Genomic DNA, 17,677 nt, shown 5'->3' on the forward strand with positions numbered 1-17,677 from the left:
GCCGCCGGGTTTTCGTTGTCCATGGCTGAATGATGACGCAGCGGATCACCTGGATAAATAACGAGAAGTGATACTGTTAGTCGCCGCAGGGGCGACAATTCAGGGACTCTGCGTCGCAGGCTGGATCATGCGTATGATCGCGACAGGCATGAATAACGCGCCCTGCGCCCGGGCGTCGCCATTGAAGCGACAATGAATGTGCCCGCGTACGTATGGGCCGAGCCGGCGGGCACCTCGACGACAGCCAGAAAAAAGCCACTCGATCGAGTGGCTTCAGGGGTCAATGGCGGGATGCTTATTGCGCGATGTATTTGTCGCTGACATAGGGCGAGTAGTCAGGAAGAACGCTCTCGATCTTGCCCTGCTCCTTCAGGAACTCGGCGGTTTGCGCAACCGCCTTGACCGTGCCGCCGCCCAGCAGCTGCGCGGACGTCTGCTCGGCGGCGCCGGGGAAATGCGAGCCTTCCAGCAGTTCCGGAATATCCACCGGATTGGCGCCGGTAAAACGTGCGATGGTCTTGACCTGCTCGGAGTCGGCGGTCCACTCGGCCTTGTGCGCGTTGTAGTCGGCAATCGCCGCCAGGCTGACCTGGGTGAACTTCTTCAGTACTTCCGGGTGTTTTTCGGCGAAGTCCTTGCGCGCCACCCAGACCTCGAAGGTCGGCGAGCCCCACTGCGAGACTTCACCGGCATCGGTGAGAATCTTCCCGGTCTTGCGGATTTCGCCCAGTGCCGGCGACCAGGTAAAGGCGCCGTCGATATCACCGCGTTTCCAGGCCGCGGTGATTTCCGCCGGAGACAGATTGACCACTTTCACCTTGCCGGGGTCCAGGTTCCAGTGCTTGAGCGCCCCCAGCAGGCTGTAGTGGGAAGTCGAAACGAAGGGGGTGGCGATGGTCTTGCCGATCAGATCCTGGGGACTCTTGATCCCGCTGCCGTCGCGCACCACCAGGGCCTCGGAGCCCTTGATCTGCGAGGTGACGATAAACGCCACCAGCGGGAACTTGCGCGAGGCGGCCGCGGCCAACGGGCTCGAGCCCAGGTTGCCGATCTGCAGGTCGCCGGAGGCCATGGCCGCAATCACCGCCGGCCCGGCATCGAACCGACGCCAGTTGATCTTCTCGCCAATGACCTTGTCGAAGGTGCCATCGGCGATGGGCAGCTTGGTGGGGTCGATGCCGGTGATATAGCCGATGGTCAGATCGGCCGCATGGGCCCCCAGGGAAATACCGACAACCCCCAGCAGGGCAATCAATTTACGGCTCAGCGATAGGACATTCATGGCGTGGTGGACCTGCGAACTGAAGGGTGGTGTTCCACTCTTCGGGCGTGGGCGCGCGGAGGAACGCAGGGACTGAACGTCCGACCAGGACCGCCGAGTGGCGTAGTCGGACTAGATTAAACGTTCTAAAAGATATCTTTTAAATACCGTTTTGGACTTAGCTTAGAGAAGGCGCAACGGGGCCGGACCTGCCTGATTGGCGCTGAAGCAGCCCGATCACCGGGAAAACCTGCTGCGATAATCCCGGGGGGAAACCGCGAGATTGCGTTGAAAAGTCATGCGCATGCGCTCTTCGTCGCCGAAACCGCAGGCAGAGGCAATCTGGTCGATGTTGCGATCGGAGTCCTCGAGCAACCGTCGCGCCGCTTCCAGGCGAAAAATCTCCACGGCCTTCGCCGGACTGCGCCCGGTCTTCTGCTTGTAGACCCGGCTGAAGTTGCGGGCACTCATGCCCGCCTGGCCGGCCAGCACTTCGACGCTCAAGTCATCGCGCCCGAGGTTCCGGCCCAGCCATTCATGAAAGCCGGCAAAGGCGCCCCCGTCCTGCATCTGGGCCTGCAACATTTCGCTGAACTGTGACTGCCCGCCGGAACGCTTCATGAACACCACCAGTTCACGCGCCACCTGCATCGCCACGTCGCGCCCGCAATCGGCCTCGACCAGGGCCAACGCCAGGTCGATCCCCGCGGTCACCCCGGCCGAGGTCCACACCCCGCCCTGCTGTATGAAAATCGCATCCTGGTCGACTTCGATCGTCGAGAAGCGTGACTTGAGCATGTCGCACATCGCCCAGTGGGTCACCGCGCGCTTGGTCTCGAGCAGGCCCGCCTGGGCCAGGAGAAACGCACCGCTGCAGACCGACGCCGTCCGGCGCACGGTGGGCGCCGCCGCCGCAATCCACTCGATCAGCTCGCCCGAGTTTTCCAGGGCCCGCAGGATTTCCGGAGCCCCCGGCACGATAACCGTATCCACGGCCTGGCCGGCAAACCCGGACAAGGCCTGGGTCTCGACGACCAGGCCCTCCGCGGTGCGTATCGGCCCACCGGTCATACTCGCCGTCGGCCGTTCATAACCGGGCAGCCCCCGCTCCGCCATGGCCTTGGTTGCGGCCCAGAACACGGTTTGTGCACCCGTCAGGTCGAGCAGCCCCATTTCCGGATAGGCCAGGAACAGGATGGTACGAGGGCGATTGGACACCTCGGCGGCGGCATGAGCGGTCATTCGTTAAAACTCTTCGACGGATGAAATACGTTGCCCATCGGCAGCGCTTGCCTGGAGGGGTATACATTCTTGCCGTCGGCGCCCGCAAGCCCCCACCGGTCACGACCCGCCCGGCGTTGGCGCAATATCAGGGTTTTATGTCATTTACCCATGGACACTTGCGCCTCTAGTATCAATAACAACCTGAGCTACCCACTTAATCAAAAACTCTTTATCAGACTTGCATAACGCGCAACGCGACAAGTTCAAAACACTGTCGTGCCTTATATAAAAGTCCCCTGTCATTCAAACCAGGAACAAAAAAGATGAAACAACATATCTTGATCGTCGGTGCGGGATTTGCCGGTGTCTGGAGCGCATTGAGCGCTGCGCGCCAACTGGATCTGAATGGCCGTAGCGATGATGTGCGCATCAGCGTCCTCGCCCCGCAACCCGAACTGCGTATCCGCCCGCGTTTTTATGAGCCCGATGTACACGAGATGAAAGCTTCGCTGGTGGCGTTGTTCGACGCGACCGGCATCCACTTTGTCGAAGGCCAGGCGGACCGGATCGACACCGCCACCCGGCGTGTCGAATACCTTGGCCCCGACGGCGCCCGGGCCGGGCTGAACTACGATCGCCTGGTGCTGGCCACGGGCAGCCAGGTGGTGCGGCCGAAGCTCGAGGGCGTGGAACATGCCTTCGACGTCGACTCCATCGAAGCCGCCTGCACCCTGGAGAAGCACCTCAAGGCCCTCGGCAATCAACCCGAGTCGCCGGCGCGCAACACCGTCATCGTCTGTGGCGGTGGCTTCACCGGGATCGAGACGGCCACCGAAATGCCGGCCCGCCTGCGTGCGGTGTTGGGCGAACACGCCAAGGTCCAGGTCATCGTTGTCGATCGCGGCAATGCCATCGGTGCGGCATTCGGCCAAGGCATCAGCCCGTCGATTGCCCAGGCATCTGCCGACCTGGGTATCGAGTGGTGCCTGGATGCCTCGGTGGCGTCGGTGGACTCGAACGGGGTCACCCTGGCGGATGGTCGCCGCATCGAAGCGAAGACCGTGATCTGGACCGTGGGGTTCCGGGCCAACCCGTTGACCGCGCAGATTCCCGGCGAACGCGACCCGTTGGGTCGCCTGTACGTCGACCCGCACCTCAAGGTGCTCGGCCAGGACGCCGTATATGCGGCCGGTGATGTCGCTTATGCGGCGACCGACGAACTGGGCAACGTGGCCGCGATGTCCTGCCAGCATGCGATTTCGCTGGGACGGCATGCGGGCAACAACGTCGCCGCCGAGCTGATCGGCGTACCGGCCAAGCCGTACAGCCAGCCCAAGTATGTGACCTGCCTGGACCTGGGCACCTGGGGCGCGGTGTACACCGAGGGTTGGGACCGTCAGTTGAAACTGGTCAAGGATGAAGCCAAGCAGCTCAAGACCAGTATCAACACGGTATGGATCTATCCACCAGCCGCCGAGCGTGCGACGGCGCTGGCATCGGCCGATCCACTGATTCCGGTGGCCTGAATATCGGCGGGCCGAGCCTCTGAAGCGCGGGACTCTGCGTCTCGCGCCTCGACTGTCAGGCCCCGCCGTTCCCAGCGTGCGATCACCAGGGGAGCCAGGGCATTGCCGAGCACGTTCAGGGTCGTGGTGCCCATGTCCATGACCCTGTAGACCCCGGCAATGAAGGCAATGCCTTCCAGCGGCAGCCCGGCGCTGGCCAGGGTCGCCGAGAGGATCACGAACATGAAGCCGGGCACGCCTGCCGCGCCCTTGGAGGTGAGGACCATGGTGATGACCAGGACCGCCTGCTGGGAAAGGCTCAGTTCTATCCCGTAGAGCTGGGCGACGAACAGGGTGCCGATGCCGAGGAACAGCGAGGCCCCATCCAGGTTGAACGAGTAGCCGACCGGCACCACAAAGGACACCACTTCCCGGGGTACGCCGAACTTCTCCAGCTTGACCATCAGCTGTGGCATCACCGCCGCCGAGCTGGCACTGGAAAACGCCAGGACCAGTTCATCCTTGATATGCCGGATCAGGCCGAAAATCGAGACACCGGCCATCCGCGCGATACTGCCCAGCACCAGCACGGCGAACAGGACCAGCGCCACGTAGGTGACCAGGATCAGCTTCGCCAACGGCAGGAGGGAGGAGAAGCCGAAGCTGGCGACGGTCACGGCGATCATGCCGAATACACCGATGGGCGAGTAGGCCATGACCATCGAGGTGATCCGGAACATCGCATCGCTCAGCCCCCTGAATACCGCCAGCACCGGCTCTCTACGCTCATCGGGCAAGCCGGACAGCGCCAGTCCGAACATCACCGCGAAGAACAGCACCGGCAGCAGGTTGCCCTTGGCCATGGCGTCGACAATGTTGTCCGGCACGATGCCCAACAGCAGGCCCATGACCCCCTGGTGTCCGGTGCCGGCCGGCAGGCTGACGCTGGCGGCCTTGAGGCTGTGCAGATCGGTGCCAGCACCCGGTTGCAGGAGATTGCCGATCACCAGGCCGACAATGATCGCGGTGGTGGTCACGGCGAAGAAATACAGCAGGGTTTTCACGCCCATGCGACCGAGCGCCTTGCGGTCGCTGTGGCCGGCGACGCCAACCACCATGCAGCAGAACACGATGGGAATGACGATCATCTTCATCAGCTTGATGAACAGGTCGCCGGCCGGCTGCAGCAGGTTTTCGGTAAGCCAGGGGCGTGCGTCGGGGGCATGATTGAGCAACGCGCCGACAGCAATGCCGAGGATCAGGCCGATCAGGATCTGAACGACCAGGGGAATACGAGGTTTATGCATGTCCGTCTCACAGGTAATGTCAGTGGCAGGATCTTGTTTTCAAAGGGGAGGCAGAGCCCTCCCCTGATGACTGTCGGCTCTGGGTGGCCGATCAGCGTAACGCCTGGCAGGCGTTGAGAAGGCGCGCGCAACCTTCCCGGATCAAGCTATCGCCGCTTGCGAAAGAGAGACGCACGTAGGGGCTGAGGCCATAGGCATCGCCGACCACCGTTGCCACGCCGGCCTCTTCCAGCCAGTAGCGAACCACGTCGGCATCGGTACGCAGTGTCCATCCTTGCGGGACCTGGCGACCGAGTAGCCCTGCCACGTTGGCAAACACGTAGAACGCGCCATCCGGGATGACACAGCTGAGGCCGGGGATGGCGGACAGCAGATCCAGCATGAGATTGCGACGAGCCTTGTAGAGGCTTGCCATGGCGCGGACCGGTGCCTGATCGCCGGCAAATGCCGCCACGGCAGCCGCCTGGCTGATAGAGCTGGGACAGGTGGTGCTTTGCGAAAGCAGCTTGCCGATGGCTGCGATCAGCCAGGTCGGGCCGGCGCCGAAGCCCAGGCGCCAACCGGTCATGGCATAACCTTTCGAAGCGCCGTTGACGATCAGCGTGCGCTCTTTCAGGTCGGGCGCCGCGTTGCCGAAAGAGACATGCCCACCCTCGGTGTAGACGAAGTGTTCGTAGATCTCATCGGCCATGACCAGTACGTGGGGGTGCTTGCGCAACACCTGGGCCAGCGCCTGCAACTCTTGCAGGGAATACACCGCGCCACTGGGGTTGTTCGGGGAGTTGAGGATCAGCCACTTCGTCCGCGCGGTGATGGCGGTTTCCAGCTCCTCCGGCGTCAGCTTGAAGCCGTTGCCTTCATGCCCGACGACGACAACCGGGGTTCCCCCGTTGAGCTTGGTGATATCCGGGTACGACACCCAATAGGGCGTATGAACAATGACTTCGTCTTCGGGATTGAGCGTCGCCGCCAGCGCTTCGAAAATGATCTGCTTGCCACCGGCGGCCGCGACGACCTGATCGACCGTGTATTCGAGGCCGTTGTCACGCTGCAGCTTGGTCACGATGGCTTTGCGCAGCGCGGGCGTGCCGAGGGTATTGGTGTAGTGGGTCTCCCCCGCCAGCATCGCCGCCCGGGCCGCCTCGACGATGTGCGCCGAGGTGGCGAGGTCAGGCTCGCCCACGGTGAAATTGACGATGTCCCGGCCTTGCGCCCGCAATGTCGCCACCAGGGCGTTGGCCGCGATACTGGGCGAAGGCGCGATGCTCAGGACCCGCCGGGAAAGCAGTGCTGTGCTCATGGTTGTTCTCACATCAGGCCGGCTTTGACAAGGGCGTTGGTGATCCACGATTGCTCGACCGCGTGGGTGGCGATCTCGGCCTTCACCCGCTCTTCGTGGGCTTCGTGTTCGCGGGCCTTGGCCAGGACTTCCTCGGCCGCGTCCCGGGAAAAGGCAACCAGTCCATCCTCGTCGCCGACCACGATATCCCCCGGGTTGATCACCATCCCGCCGATGGACACCGGCACGTTGATCTCGCCCGGCCCGGTCTTGTACGGCCCGCAGTGCACCACGGCCCTGGCATAGCAGGGGGTGTTCTCGAAGCTCGCCACGTCACGGATGGCACCGTCGACGACAAAGCCGACACAACCGCGTTGCAGGGCATACAACTTGATCAGCTCGCCGATGACCGCATTGTTGGTATCGCCCTGGCCATCAATCACCAGGACATGGCCCGGCTTCAACATCATCAGGGCCTTGTAGATATACAGGTTGTCGCCCGGACGGGTCTTGACCGTCAGCGCCGTACCCACCAACTTGCCCGTGCGGTTATAACGCGTCAGGCCGCGGGCACCGATATGCCGGCCCAGGTTATCGCTGATATGAGGTGTCACCACGGATGCAAAGGCTTCGATCAGGGAATTGGAAGCGGTCGCAACCGAGGGGTTGATACGAGTGCCTGGAAGTAACATAAGATGCCCTACTTATTGGGTTTGTTATCACGACAAACCGATAGTAGTGAGTCTCAAATCATACTTTTAGCGATATTTATATATGATTTATCATCTCTTTTAGTAATCACAAGGTTATGTCGATGGTCACGTTCAAGCAGCTGGAAGCCCTCTATTGGATATCCCAGCTCGGCAGTTTCGAAGCTGCCGCAGACAAACTGCACATGTCCCAGTCGGCGATTTCCAAGCGTATCGCCGAGCTGGAAGAAACCTTCAATGTCGCCATGTTCGACCGCACGCGGCGTACTTCGCGCCTGACCCCAAAGGGCGCTCTTTTACTGGCCCACGCCAGCGACCTGCTGATGCGGCGCGACCAGATGCTCGGCGAGGTCAGCGACAAATCGGCGCTGGTGGGCCGCTTTCGCCTGGGAGTCACCGAACTGACGGCAATGACCTGGCTGCCCGCGCTGGTGGAACGCGTCAATGCCGTCTACCCGAGGTTGCAGCTGGAGCCCTCGGTGGATGTCGGCTCGGGTTTGTTTCGCCAGCTCGAACAGGACCAGCTGGATCTGATCGTCGCACCGGCGGTCTACGCCGACCCGCGCTTTGTCAGTCTCGAATTGCAGAGCGTCAGGAATGTGTGGATGTGCTCGCCGCGACTGCTCGATAGCAACCGCGTCTGGTCCCTGGCGGAACTGGCGGACCAGAAGCTGCTGACCCAGGGCACGTCTTCCGGGGCGGGCCTGCACTACCAGCGATGGTTTGCCACGCAGGGCGTGGATTTCGCGCGCACCATCAACGTCAACAACCTGCTCGCCCAGGTCGGCCTGACGACCTCCGGTCTTGGTATCGCCTATCTGCCCAGGGATTGCCTGGCCCACCTGCTCGACCGTGGCGACCTGTGCGAGCTGCAGTGCGAGCCCGCTCTCCCGGACGCCCCCTACATCACCTTGCACCGGGCGGATCGCTGGGTGGGGGTGAGTGCCGAGATCGCCGAGATGGCGCAGCAACTGTGTGATTTTTCCAAACTGCTGATTGCCCGCTGATCACACCGCGGATGAAACTTTCCATGCCGTTATCGGAAAAAAAGTGATGGTATTCGAGTCCTAAATATCGCTAAAGATATTCCCCGGCTGACCCTAGTATTTATTTTCCAAATAAGAAAAATACCGGGTCATTCGATGAATTCGCCAGCATCTCGTATTACTCCTCCCAAGAGAGGCGGCTTCCGCTGGATAGTCGCCATATTGTTTTTCCTCGCCTATATGATCGCCGGTGCGGACCGGGCCAATATCGGGGTCGTGGTGCCCTTCATCAAGCAGGAATATAGTCTCAGCAATACCGATATCGGTGCGCTGGCCAGCCTGTTCTATCTCACTTATGCCGTGGTGCAGATTCCCGCCGGTTACTTGTTCAGTCGCTTCGGAATTCGCAATCTCCTGACCGCCTCCCTGGTCCTCACTTCGTTATCGACGTTATTGATCGGCATGACCAGCAGCGTGCTGCAGTTGAAGTTCGCCCGGGCCTTGCTGGGCGCGGCCGAGGGCCCGATCAATATCGGCATCGTCTCGATCATCAATCGCTGGTTCCCGTCACGGGAAAAAGGGTTGGCGACCGGCATCTTCATGTCGTCGATCAAGTTTGCCCCCGCCTTTGTCCCGCCGCTGTGCGCGTTGATCGTCAGCCTGTATGGCTGGCGGGAAGTGTTCTACCTCTTTGCCTTCCCGGGCCTGCTGATCGCGGCGCTCTGGTGGTTCTATGTCAAGGATGATCCGTCCCAGAGCAAACACTGCTCGGAAGCCGAAAAGCGCTACATCCAGGAAACCGATACGCCTCAAGCCAGGCCCGCGACCACCCTGGCGCCCCGCCACAGCTGGCTGGACCGTTTTATCCGCAGCCGTGAAATGGACCTGCTGCCGGACAACGCCAGTATCCTCAGGTCATGGAACGTCTGGGCCTGCGCGCTGGGTTACTTCCTCATGGTGGGCATCACCTACACCATCATGACCTGGGTGCCGACGTACCTGGTCTCGGTCAAGCATTACTCCGTCCTGAAGATGGGGGCCGTGGCGGCCTTCCCCTGGGTCGGTGCGATCATCGGCAATCTGCTGGGCGGCTGGCTTTCGGACAAGGTCTTCGACCGCCGTCGCAAGCCGGCCATGCTGATCACCGCCCTGGCGACCCTCGTGATGATGGTCGTGCTGCTGAACTCGCCGGACGATCCGGCGCTGCTGGCCGGCATCTTCCTGCTGACCGGCATTCTGCTCAACATCGGCTATTCGACATTCCTGGTCTACCCCATGGGCCTGGCGGTCAAGGACAAGGTCCCGTTCGCCGCGTCCATCGTCAATACCGGCGGTTCGCTGGGCGGTGCCTTCGCCCCGTTTGTCGTCGGCGTGCTGCTCGATGCCTACAGCTGGAACCTGGTCTTCGCCTTCCTCGGTGCCTGTTCCCTGCTGACCTTCATCATCCTGCTGACCATGGTCGAGCCGCGGCCGAAAAGCGCGATCGCCGCGACGGCGGACCAGGTGATAACGGACCGTCAACCGGCCCTGTCACGCCCTTGAGCAAGCCCTGTGCATCAGAGCTTTGCATCAGGTCTTTTGAATCATGGCCCTCCCCGATAAAGGACCGAGTATGTCCAGCTCACCGAGCAAAATTGTCAGCCGCCTGGACCTGTGGATCAATCCGATCTTCGACGAACTGATCCGGGCAACCCCGGCATTGCGCCTGCAATGCCTGGCGCGCGCGGACGAAGATGGCGTCTGGGCAGGCCTGGCCCGCTCGGCGGCCTACCACGTCAGCGCGGCCAAGGATGAACTGCCGCGCCAGTGGTTCGCCGACGCCGCCCTGATAGAGCGCTGCCCGGACCTGCTCTGCGTCTCCAGCGGCGGCGCGGGCTACGACACCGTCGATGTCGGCGCCTGCACCCGCGCCGGCATCGCCGTGGTCAACCAGGCCGGGGCCAACGCGAACTCGGTGGCCGAACATACCTTCGGCCTGATCCTGGCCCTGGCCAAGCGGATCATCCCCGCCAACCGACGACTGCGGACAGACAGTGGCTTCGCCCGCGAAGAACTGATGGGCGAGGAAATCCATGGGGCGACCCTGGGCATCATCGGCCTTGGCGTGATTGGCGAGCGCACCGCCAGGGTGGCCCGAGGCTTCGGCATGCAGGTGCTGGCCTATGATCCGCACCTGGACGAGGGCACTCTTCGCCAACGCGGGGCGCAACCGGCGACGCTCGAGCAACTGCTGGCCGCGTCGGATTACGTCTCGCTGCACTGCCCGCTCAACGCATCAACCCGTCATCTCATGGGCGAAAGACAGTTCGCCGCGATGAAGCCGGGAGCGGTGTTCATCAGCACCGCCCGCGGCGGAATCCACGATGAGGTGGCACTGTATGAAGCGCTGAAAGACGGTCATCTGTCCGGTGCCGGACTGGATGTCTGGGCCGTGGAACCGCCACCCCACGGCGCGCCATTGCTGGCGCTGGAAAACGTGATCGCCACCTACCACACCGCCGGCGTCAGCGTGGGTGGCCGGCGCAACGTCGCCCGTTCGTCCGCCCAACAGATCCAGGCCCTGCTCCGTGGCGAGCGCCCGCCTCACCTGCTCAACCCCCAGGTCTGGGAACACTTCCTGGAACGGCTGCGGAAAACGGCATGAAGGTGCGCCGCAACCACGCCCGAAAAACGCACGTGGTTGTCGGCGCTTGCGTCAATGCCATTGCGCGAGGAGGCGCAGGTGCTGCTCCTGCGCAACCTCCTGGACCACCGGCGACAGACGCAGGTTGTCACCCGGCAGGCACTGCGCCAGGCGGGCCAGCGAGCGCGGAGTCAGGGCCCCCAGGCGCGGGTAGCCGCCGATGGTCTGGCGATCGTTGAGCAGGATGATCGGCTGGCCATCTGGCGGCACCTGGATAGCCCCCAGCGGAATGCCCTCGGAGATCAGCGCCTTGCCCTGGTAATGCAAGCTCGGACCGAGCAGGCGCACGCCCATGCGGTCAGCCCTCGAATCGACCTGCCAGACGCTGTTGAAGGCATCGAACAGACTCTGCCCGGCGAAGTCGGCGATCTGCGCGCCCAGCACGGTTTCCAGCGGCCTGGACGAGCCCAGGTCGGGGATTCGATGCGCCTCCAGTTGCCGAGGCTGCGGCGAAGTGCCGGACCAGGCCAGCCGATCCCCCGCCGCCAGCGCCAACCCCGAGCCGTCGAGACCACCCAGGCCTTCCCGGCAGACGGTGGCCTTGCTGCCCATGACAGGCGCTGCATCGAAACCACCCGGTGCCGCCAGGTAGGCGCGTGCACCCCGGATCGGCTGGCTGAAGATCAACCGCTGGCCACGGCGCACGAGGAAACTTCGCCAGGGTTGCAACGGCTGGCCGTCGAGACTGGCATCGAGGTCGGCCCCCGCCAGGGCCAGGCATACATCCTCCCCGGCGATCAGTTCCAGGCCGCCGAGGGTGATCTCGATCACCGCCGCCTCCAGCGGATTGCCCAGCAGCCAGTTGGCCCAGGACATCGATATCCAATCGGTGGCGCCGCCCTGGGTCACGCCAAGCTGGCGAATGCCGAAGCGGCCAGCGTCCTGCAACAGCACCAGGGGGGTACTGCGTTCTACCCGCAAGCCACTCATGGCAATGCCTCCAGCGGTGTGTCGTCGCCACCCAGGCGGATGAACTCGTCATGGCAGACAGCTTCGAAGCGTACCCGGTCGCCGGGTTGCAGCAGGCTGTAGCCCTCCAGCGAGTGGTCGAACAGTTTTACCGGTGTACGTCCGATCAGGTTCCAGCCACCAGGAGAGGCCTGCGGGTAGGCCGCGGTCTGGCGCTCGGCGATACCGACGCTGCCGGCCGCCACGCGCTTGCGCGGTGTGTTCAGTCGCGGGCTGGCGAGGCTTTCCTCGACCAGGCCCATAAAGGCAAAACCAGGGACAAAACCCAAGGCAAACACCTGGTACTCATGGCGGCTGTGACGCTCGATCACCTCGGCGACGGACAATCCGCTGCGCTGCGCCAACCGCTTGAGCTCAGGCCCCACCCTGGGGTCGTACCAGGTCGGCAGGCGGTGGCTGCGACCACTGCCGCCGGTATCCGGTTGCAAACCGTCGAGCGCTTCGGCGATCAACTGCCGGGCCTGCGCCGCCAGCAGCCGGCGCAGGTCGTAGTGCACCAGCAGCGTGGTGTAGGACGGTACCAGGTCAATCAGACCGAGGCCGAAGCGCTCGCGCAGACGCCGCGAGGCCGCCAGCATCCACGGCATGTTCGCCTCGTCGATGGCGTCGAACAGGCGGACCATCAGGCAGTCGATGGCAACGATTTCGATGCGAATCCTCATACCGGCCGCAACTCCCCGAGAGCCACGCGAATACGCTGCACGGCGGCGATCGAACTGTCGTTGTCGCCATGCACGCAGATCGTATCGACCCGCAGGCTCAGGGCACTGCCGTCGCTGGCGATCAGGTCTTCGCCACGGGCCAGGGTCACGGCCTGGTTGATCACCGTGTCGGGGTCATGATGAACCGCACCGCGCACGCTCCGGGAAACCAGGTGCCCGCTCGGATCGTAGGCGCGATCGGCAAAGGCCTCGAACCACAGCGGGACACCGTATTCCGCGCTCAGGGCCAGGGCGGTGCCGTTGTCACGCTGGGCCATCAGCATCAACCGCAATTCGCCCTCATAGGCGGCCACGGCCTTGAACACCGCACGCAGTTGCCGGGCATCGCGCATCATGTCGTTGTACAGCGCGCCGTGCGGCTTGACGTACTGCACCCGGCCCCCCTGGGCGCGACAAATGCCGTCCAGTGCGCCGATCTGGTAGAGCATCAGGTCTTCGACTTCCTGCGGCGAGCAGTTCATGGAGCGGCGGCCGAAACCCACCAGGTCCGGGTAGGCCGGATGGGCACCGATACGCACTTCGTGGGCCAGCGCCAAGGTCACGGTCTTGCGCATGGTGCTGGGGTCGGAGGCGTGGAAACCACAGGCAATGTTGGCGCAATCGATAAAGGGCATGATGTCGGCGTCGCAGCCCGTGGTCCAGGCACCGAAGCTTTCACCGATATCGCAATTCAGTAAGGGTATCGTCATTGTTATGGATTCCTGGCTGTACAGCCAAACTGCAAAACCCCCGGGGCCGGTGAGCCCCGGGTGGAGACAGGCCCCGCCGTTACTTTTCCCAATCGGCCTTGGGGATCAGCAGGCCGTGGTTGCCGTTGTAGCTGGCGCGCTCGGGTTGTTTCCAACCCTCCAGCAACGATTCGTCGAGACGATAGATTTCCACGCCCAGCGGACGGCAGACCTTCAACGGATCCTCGGCGTCGGGGCCCCACATCGGCAACGACAGGTCGCCCCCGGGGCAGGTGGACAGCGCGCACAGCAGATCGATTTCGGCGAAGAATTCCAGGTAGTCGCCCTGCTTGGCCGGGCAGGCTTTCATGAAGTACATGTCATCGTGATTGAGGCCGGTGCACTGGAAGATGTTCAGCACGTCATGCACGTCGAACTCGGTCAGGCCATGGGGCAACACGGCGCGGGTCAGGTTGGAATGGCAATGGTGATGGAAGTCCTCGCCGGTGAGCATCTTGTTCACGTAGGGATCGCAGCGGGTGCCCAGCAGGTCGTGCAGGCGACCGCCATGCTCGTCGATGCCGTAGCCGGCCAGGCTGTCATCGGTGATGGTGACCATCGGCCGCAGGAACGGCAGGTTCGACCACAAGCGGTCGTAGGTGGTGACGTGGGCGCCCTGCAACTGGCGGGTACGGGCGGCCCACATGCGCTCGCGGGGGTCGTTGGCGCTCCATACGTTGAAGTCGCCGACCTGCGGGCCGACCGGGGTCGTCACGCGAAACACATCACCGGCCTTGACCTTCCAGGCACGACCGGTGCGGATCGGCACTTCGAACTGCTCGATCAGCGTGCGCCCTTCCCGGTTGTCACGAACGCGGTCGTAGAACGCCTTGTCGACCTGCAGGGCGGCGCCTTTGCTGACCTGGTAGGCCGCTGGATAATCCTTGTACATGGTGGTTCCTCTCTTCAGTGTTTGGGGATGCTGCTGAGGATGTCCAGCAGCACCAGTTCGGAATCGTTGAGGTAGCTGCTCATGGCTTCTTCGGCCTCCTTCTTGCGACCGTCGCCCAGCAGGTCGTGAATATGCCGGTCGCGTTCCAGCCAGGGTTTCTGGAAGGTTTCCTCGCTGGGCGCGTTGGAAAACACCAGGCGCATCTGGGCCGCCACATGGGTGAAGAATTCATCGAACAACGGGCTGCGCATCAGCCCGACGATATGCTGGTGGAAGCGCAGGCTGTGGGTACCGAAGGCCTGCCAGTTCTCGCGGTCCTGGGCCAGTTGGGCGGCCTCGATGGCCTCGAGCATCAGGTCGGACTGGTACTCGCGCAGCGGCTTGCTCATGGCGATGGCCTGCAGTTCGAGGGTGCGGCGAACCTTGAAGATATCGCGCACTTCGTCGACACCCAGCCGGCGCACCATCACGCCCTTGTTGCGCACATAGCTGGTCAGGCCTTCGCGGCCCAGCTGGTGCAGGGCCTCGCGTACCGTGTTGCGCGAAGCGTTGTAGGCATTGACCAGCTCGCTTTCCACCAGCGGCATGCCCGGCAACAGGCGCCCGCCGATGATGTCCTCGCGCAGCTCGATGGCGACCTGGTCCGGCAGCGACAGGCTTTTTTCCTTGGATTGACTCACGGTTGCACTCCCTCGGCTCACGCCAGTTGTACGTCTTTGAGGAACCTGGTCATGCGCTCGCTGCGCTGTTCCAGCATTTCCCGCGGCGGGGCGTTCTGGATGATCTCCCCCGCCTCCATGAACACCACCCGGTCCGACAGCTTGAAGGCGAAGTTCATTTCATGGGTCACGATCACCATCGTCATGCCTTCGCGGGCCAGGTCCTCGATCACCGCCAGGACATCGCCGACCAGCTCGGGATCCAGGGCCGACGTCGGCTCGTCGAAGAGCATGACCGAAGGTCGCATGGCCAATGCCCGGGCAATCGCCACGCGCTGCTGCTGGCCACCGGAAAGCTGGTGCGGGTACTTGCCGGCATGCTCGAGCATGCCCACCTTGCGCAACAGCGCCAGGCTCAACAGGCGCAGCTCATCGCCGCCGCCATGGGCGTGATAGACCGGCGCGAGCATGACGTTCTCCAGCGCGGTCTTGTGCGGGAACAGGTTGAAGCCCTGGAAGACCATGCCGACATGGACGATGCCGCGCATATGCACCTTGTCACCCAGGGCGCCCTGCGCCTCCTTGGTACCCCGCAGAAAGGGCTGGCCCTGCAGGATGATCTCGCCACGGTCCAGGCTTTCCAGGCCGTTCATGGTCCGGATCAGCGTAGTCTTGCCCGAGCCCGACGGCCCGATGATCGACACCACCTCGCCCCAGCGCACATTCAGCTCGACCCCCTTGAGCACTTCCAGTTCGCCATAGGACTTGCGTACGCCCCGCGCCTGCAGGGCAAACTCACCCCGCCCGGCCTGGTCGCTGGCACGTCCTGTCGCCACCTGCCCGAGTTCGGCCGGCGCGAGGCCCTTCGGTTTGCGCCGGGTCACGTCCAGATGGTTCTCCAGCACCCGCAGCAGGCGACTGAACACCGTGACGATCAGCACGTAGTAGAAGGCCACGGCGAACATGGTCTCCATGACCAGGAAGTTCTGGGTATAGAGCTGTTGTCCCACCAGGAGGATTTCCGACAGGGAAATCACCGAGACCAACGACGTCAGCTTGACGATGGTGATGTACTCGTTCGCCAGTGTCGGCAAAGCGACTCGCAGCGCCTGGGGCACCACGATCAGCCGCTGTACACCACGATAGCCGACGCCCAGGGCCTTGCCCGCTTCCAGTTGCCCCTTGGCCACGGCCAGCAGGCCGCCGCGATGGATCTCGGCGATATACGCCGCCTCGCTGAGGACCAGGGCGATCAGGCCCGCCGAATACGGGTTGGACAGCAGCACGCTGGTGGACGGGAACACCTGGGGCAGGTTGTAGACGAAGATCAGCAGGACCAGCAGCGGCAGGCTGCGGAAAAACCAGATGTACAGCCCGGCCGCATCCCGCAGCAAACGTCGTTGCGACTGTCGGGCCAGGGCCAGGAAAAAGCCGAGGACGATACCCAGCAACCAGGTTTCCAGGCTCAGCTCGACCACGGTCGCCACCGCGCGCCAGAAGTCGCCGCTCCACAACAGACCCAAGGTGTAGTGCCAATCGAATTGCATGTACTTACTCCGCGTTACCGTGAGCTTTCCACAAGCGGGAAAGCATCGATGAATCCGCTACCGTTTGCTCTCGGCGCCCTGTCTCAAGGCGCCGGGGTGCCCAGCGCCGCGCTGATTTCCCCGGCAGTCGGTTCGTCCAGGTTGTAGCGGGCCAGCAACTGGCCGTAGCTGCCGTTCTGCCGGATCTGCGCGAGGGCCGTGGTCAGTTCCTGCAGCAGCGCCGGATTGTCCTTGCGCACGGCCAGGCCGATGACCACCGGATAGATCAGTTCGCTGGAACTGATCACCGTCTTGCCCTGCAGCTTCTGCACGGTGATCTTGGCGACCGCGGGGTCTTCCATCTGCACGTCGACCGCCTTGGCCAGCAGGGCCTGGGCCACTTCCGGCGAGGTCGGGAATTCACGCGAGTCGATGGCCGGCTTGCCCGCGGGCAGGCAGTACTCGGCGGAAACCTTGGCGAGCTTGGGCACCCAGGACGCGCCCTTGATCGAACCCACGCGCTTGCCGCAGAGATCTTCCGGACGTTGCGGGCGGAAGTCGCTGGCGGTGAGCACCATCAATGAAGAGCCGGTCTTCAGGTAACTGAGAAAATCCACCTGCCTGGCGCGCTCCGGGGTGACGTACAGCGCCGAGGCGACCACGTCGAAACGCTGGGCATTGACGCCGAGGATCAGGTTGGCGAAACGGGTATCGAGAAAACGCGGCGTCACCCCCAGTTGCTTGCCCATCAACTGCATGAACTCGGGGTCGAAACCGGCGGGCTGCTTTTGCTCGAGGTAGGTATAGGGCGGATAGGTCAGGTCGGAACCGACCGACAGCTCGCCCTGCTTGAGCGTGCCCTTGATTTCCGCCGCGGACAGCAGCGGGGCCACGCAAGCCAGGGCCAGCGCCCCCACCAGGTGGCGCGTGGTTTTCTTGCCGGTCAGTGCTTTTTGCATGTTCGTATCCTCGGTGGGTACAGCCAGATGGAATTCACGATTGTTCAACAATCATGATTTAACCAATAAGCTAATATCGTGCCACTACACGATCTATCGTCCTCGTTTGAATTTTATTGTCTGGAAAATGCCGATTTTCGGACCAACAATCGCACCCGGACGGTGCGAGTCGTTACCGGATGCCACATTATGGGAAGTGGTTTTGGCGGGGACGGCTGGAGGGTGGGCGTTATCGGGGGGATGCTACGAATGGAAACGGCCTGCCAC

General features: G+C 63.0%; 16 protein-coding genes. 4 read left to right on the forward strand and 12 right to left on the reverse strand.

All coding sequences use genetic code 11. From position 1 onward, the window contains the following. Positions 1 to 295 precede the first annotated feature (295 nt). Both tauA and KI243_RS20175 read right to left on the reverse strand, forming a co-directional pair. Positions 296 to 1,282 carry a taurine ABC transporter substrate-binding protein gene (gene tauA, locus KI243_RS20170; protein ID WP_017128155.1) on the reverse strand — a complete coding sequence of 329 codons (987 nt, stop codon included), beginning with the start codon at positions 1,280 to 1,282 and terminating at the stop codon, positions 296 to 298. Between the two features lie 216 nt (positions 1,283 to 1,498). Beyond that, complete coding sequence (locus KI243_RS20175; protein ID WP_212809818.1) at positions 1,499 to 2,503, reverse strand: helix-turn-helix domain-containing protein; 1,005 nt, start codon at positions 2,501 to 2,503, stop codon at positions 1,499 to 1,501. Positions 2,504 to 2,808: 305 nt separating this feature from the next. Between KI243_RS20175 and KI243_RS20180 the strand changes: the two genes are divergently transcribed. Next, complete coding sequence (locus KI243_RS20180; protein WP_212809819.1) at positions 2,809 to 4,011, forward strand: NAD(P)/FAD-dependent oxidoreductase; 1,203 nt, start codon at positions 2,809 to 2,811, stop codon at positions 4,009 to 4,011. Here the strand turns inward: KI243_RS20180 and KI243_RS20185 are convergent. From KI243_RS20185 to KI243_RS20195, 3 genes are all read right to left on the reverse strand, one after another. Continuing rightward, positions 3,945 to 5,297, reverse strand: coding sequence for a cation:dicarboxylase symporter family transporter (locus tag KI243_RS20185; RefSeq protein WP_177129101.1), 1,353 nt, complete (start codon positions 5,295 to 5,297; stop codon positions 3,945 to 3,947). The genes KI243_RS20180 and KI243_RS20185 overlap by 67 nt on opposite strands. Positions 5,298 to 5,388: 91 nt before the next feature. Beyond that, on the reverse strand, positions 5,389 to 6,597 hold the full coding sequence (locus tag KI243_RS20190) for a pyridoxal phosphate-dependent aminotransferase (RefSeq protein ID WP_177106266.1): 1,209 nt from the start codon (positions 6,595 to 6,597) through the stop codon (positions 5,389 to 5,391). Positions 6,598 to 6,605: 8 nt separating this feature from the next. Beyond that, entirely contained in the window at positions 6,606 to 7,268 is a 663-nt protein-coding gene (locus KI243_RS20195; protein ID WP_177087642.1) for an RraA family protein, read from the reverse strand. Positions 7,269 to 7,390: 122 nt separating this feature from the next. On the opposite strand from KI243_RS20195, the gene KI243_RS20200 reads away from it, so the two are divergent. From KI243_RS20200 to KI243_RS20210, 3 genes are all read left to right on the forward strand, one after another. After that, positions 7,391 to 8,293, forward strand: coding sequence for a LysR family transcriptional regulator (locus KI243_RS20200; RefSeq protein WP_017128149.1), 903 nt, complete (start codon positions 7,391 to 7,393; stop codon positions 8,291 to 8,293). Positions 8,294 to 8,428: 135 nt separating this feature from the next. After that, positions 8,429 to 9,814, forward strand: a complete 1,386-nt coding sequence (locus KI243_RS20205; RefSeq protein ID WP_212809820.1) for an MFS transporter — start codon at positions 8,429 to 8,431, stop codon at positions 9,812 to 9,814. A 70-nt stretch (positions 9,815 to 9,884) separates the two neighbouring features. Continuing rightward, positions 9,885 to 10,916, forward strand: coding sequence for a hydroxyacid dehydrogenase (locus tag KI243_RS20210; RefSeq protein ID WP_212809821.1), 1,032 nt, complete (start codon positions 9,885 to 9,887; stop codon positions 10,914 to 10,916). Positions 10,917 to 10,967: 51 nt separating this feature from the next. On the opposite strand, the gene KI243_RS20215 is transcribed toward KI243_RS20210, so the two are convergent. From KI243_RS20215 to KI243_RS20245, 7 genes are all read right to left on the reverse strand, one after another. Further along, a complete protein-coding gene (locus KI243_RS20215) occupies positions 10,968 to 11,885 on the reverse strand; it encodes a biotin-dependent carboxyltransferase family protein (RefSeq protein WP_177106268.1) in 918 nt (305 codons plus the stop codon). After that, on the reverse strand, positions 11,882 to 12,586 hold the full coding sequence (locus KI243_RS20220) for an allophanate hydrolase subunit 1 (protein WP_103033016.1): 705 nt from the start codon (positions 12,584 to 12,586) through the stop codon (positions 11,882 to 11,884). The genes KI243_RS20215 and KI243_RS20220 overlap by 4 nt, the downstream gene beginning before the upstream one ends. Continuing rightward, on the reverse strand, positions 12,583 to 13,335 hold the full coding sequence (locus KI243_RS20225) for a 5-oxoprolinase subunit PxpA (RefSeq protein WP_017128144.1): 753 nt from the start codon (positions 13,333 to 13,335) through the stop codon (positions 12,583 to 12,585). Before KI243_RS20225 ends, KI243_RS20220 begins: the two co-directional genes overlap by 4 nt. A gap of 79 nt (positions 13,336 to 13,414) precedes the next feature. Next, a complete protein-coding gene (locus tag KI243_RS20230; RefSeq protein ID WP_017128143.1) occupies positions 13,415 to 14,266 on the reverse strand; it encodes a DUF1989 domain-containing protein in 852 nt (283 codons plus the stop codon). 14 nt (positions 14,267 to 14,280) lie between these two features. Beyond that, complete coding sequence (locus KI243_RS20235) at positions 14,281 to 14,946, reverse strand: GntR family transcriptional regulator (protein WP_017128142.1); 666 nt, start codon at positions 14,944 to 14,946, stop codon at positions 14,281 to 14,283. Between the two features lie 17 nt (positions 14,947 to 14,963). After that, on the reverse strand, positions 14,964 to 16,472 hold the full coding sequence (locus KI243_RS33095; protein WP_017128141.1) for an amino acid ABC transporter permease/ATP-binding protein: 1,509 nt from the start codon (positions 16,470 to 16,472) through the stop codon (positions 14,964 to 14,966). Positions 16,473 to 16,555: 83 nt separating this feature from the next. After that, a complete protein-coding gene (locus tag KI243_RS20245) occupies positions 16,556 to 17,410 on the reverse strand; it encodes an ABC transporter substrate-binding protein (protein ID WP_017128140.1) in 855 nt (284 codons plus the stop codon). Positions 17,411 to 17,677: the final 267 nt, after the last annotated feature.

Origin of the sequence: Pseudomonas sp. Ost2, from assembly GCF_018326065.1 — a bacterium.
GTDB lineage: Bacteria > Pseudomonadota > Gammaproteobacteria > Pseudomonadales > Pseudomonadaceae > Aquipseudomonas > Aquipseudomonas gingeri.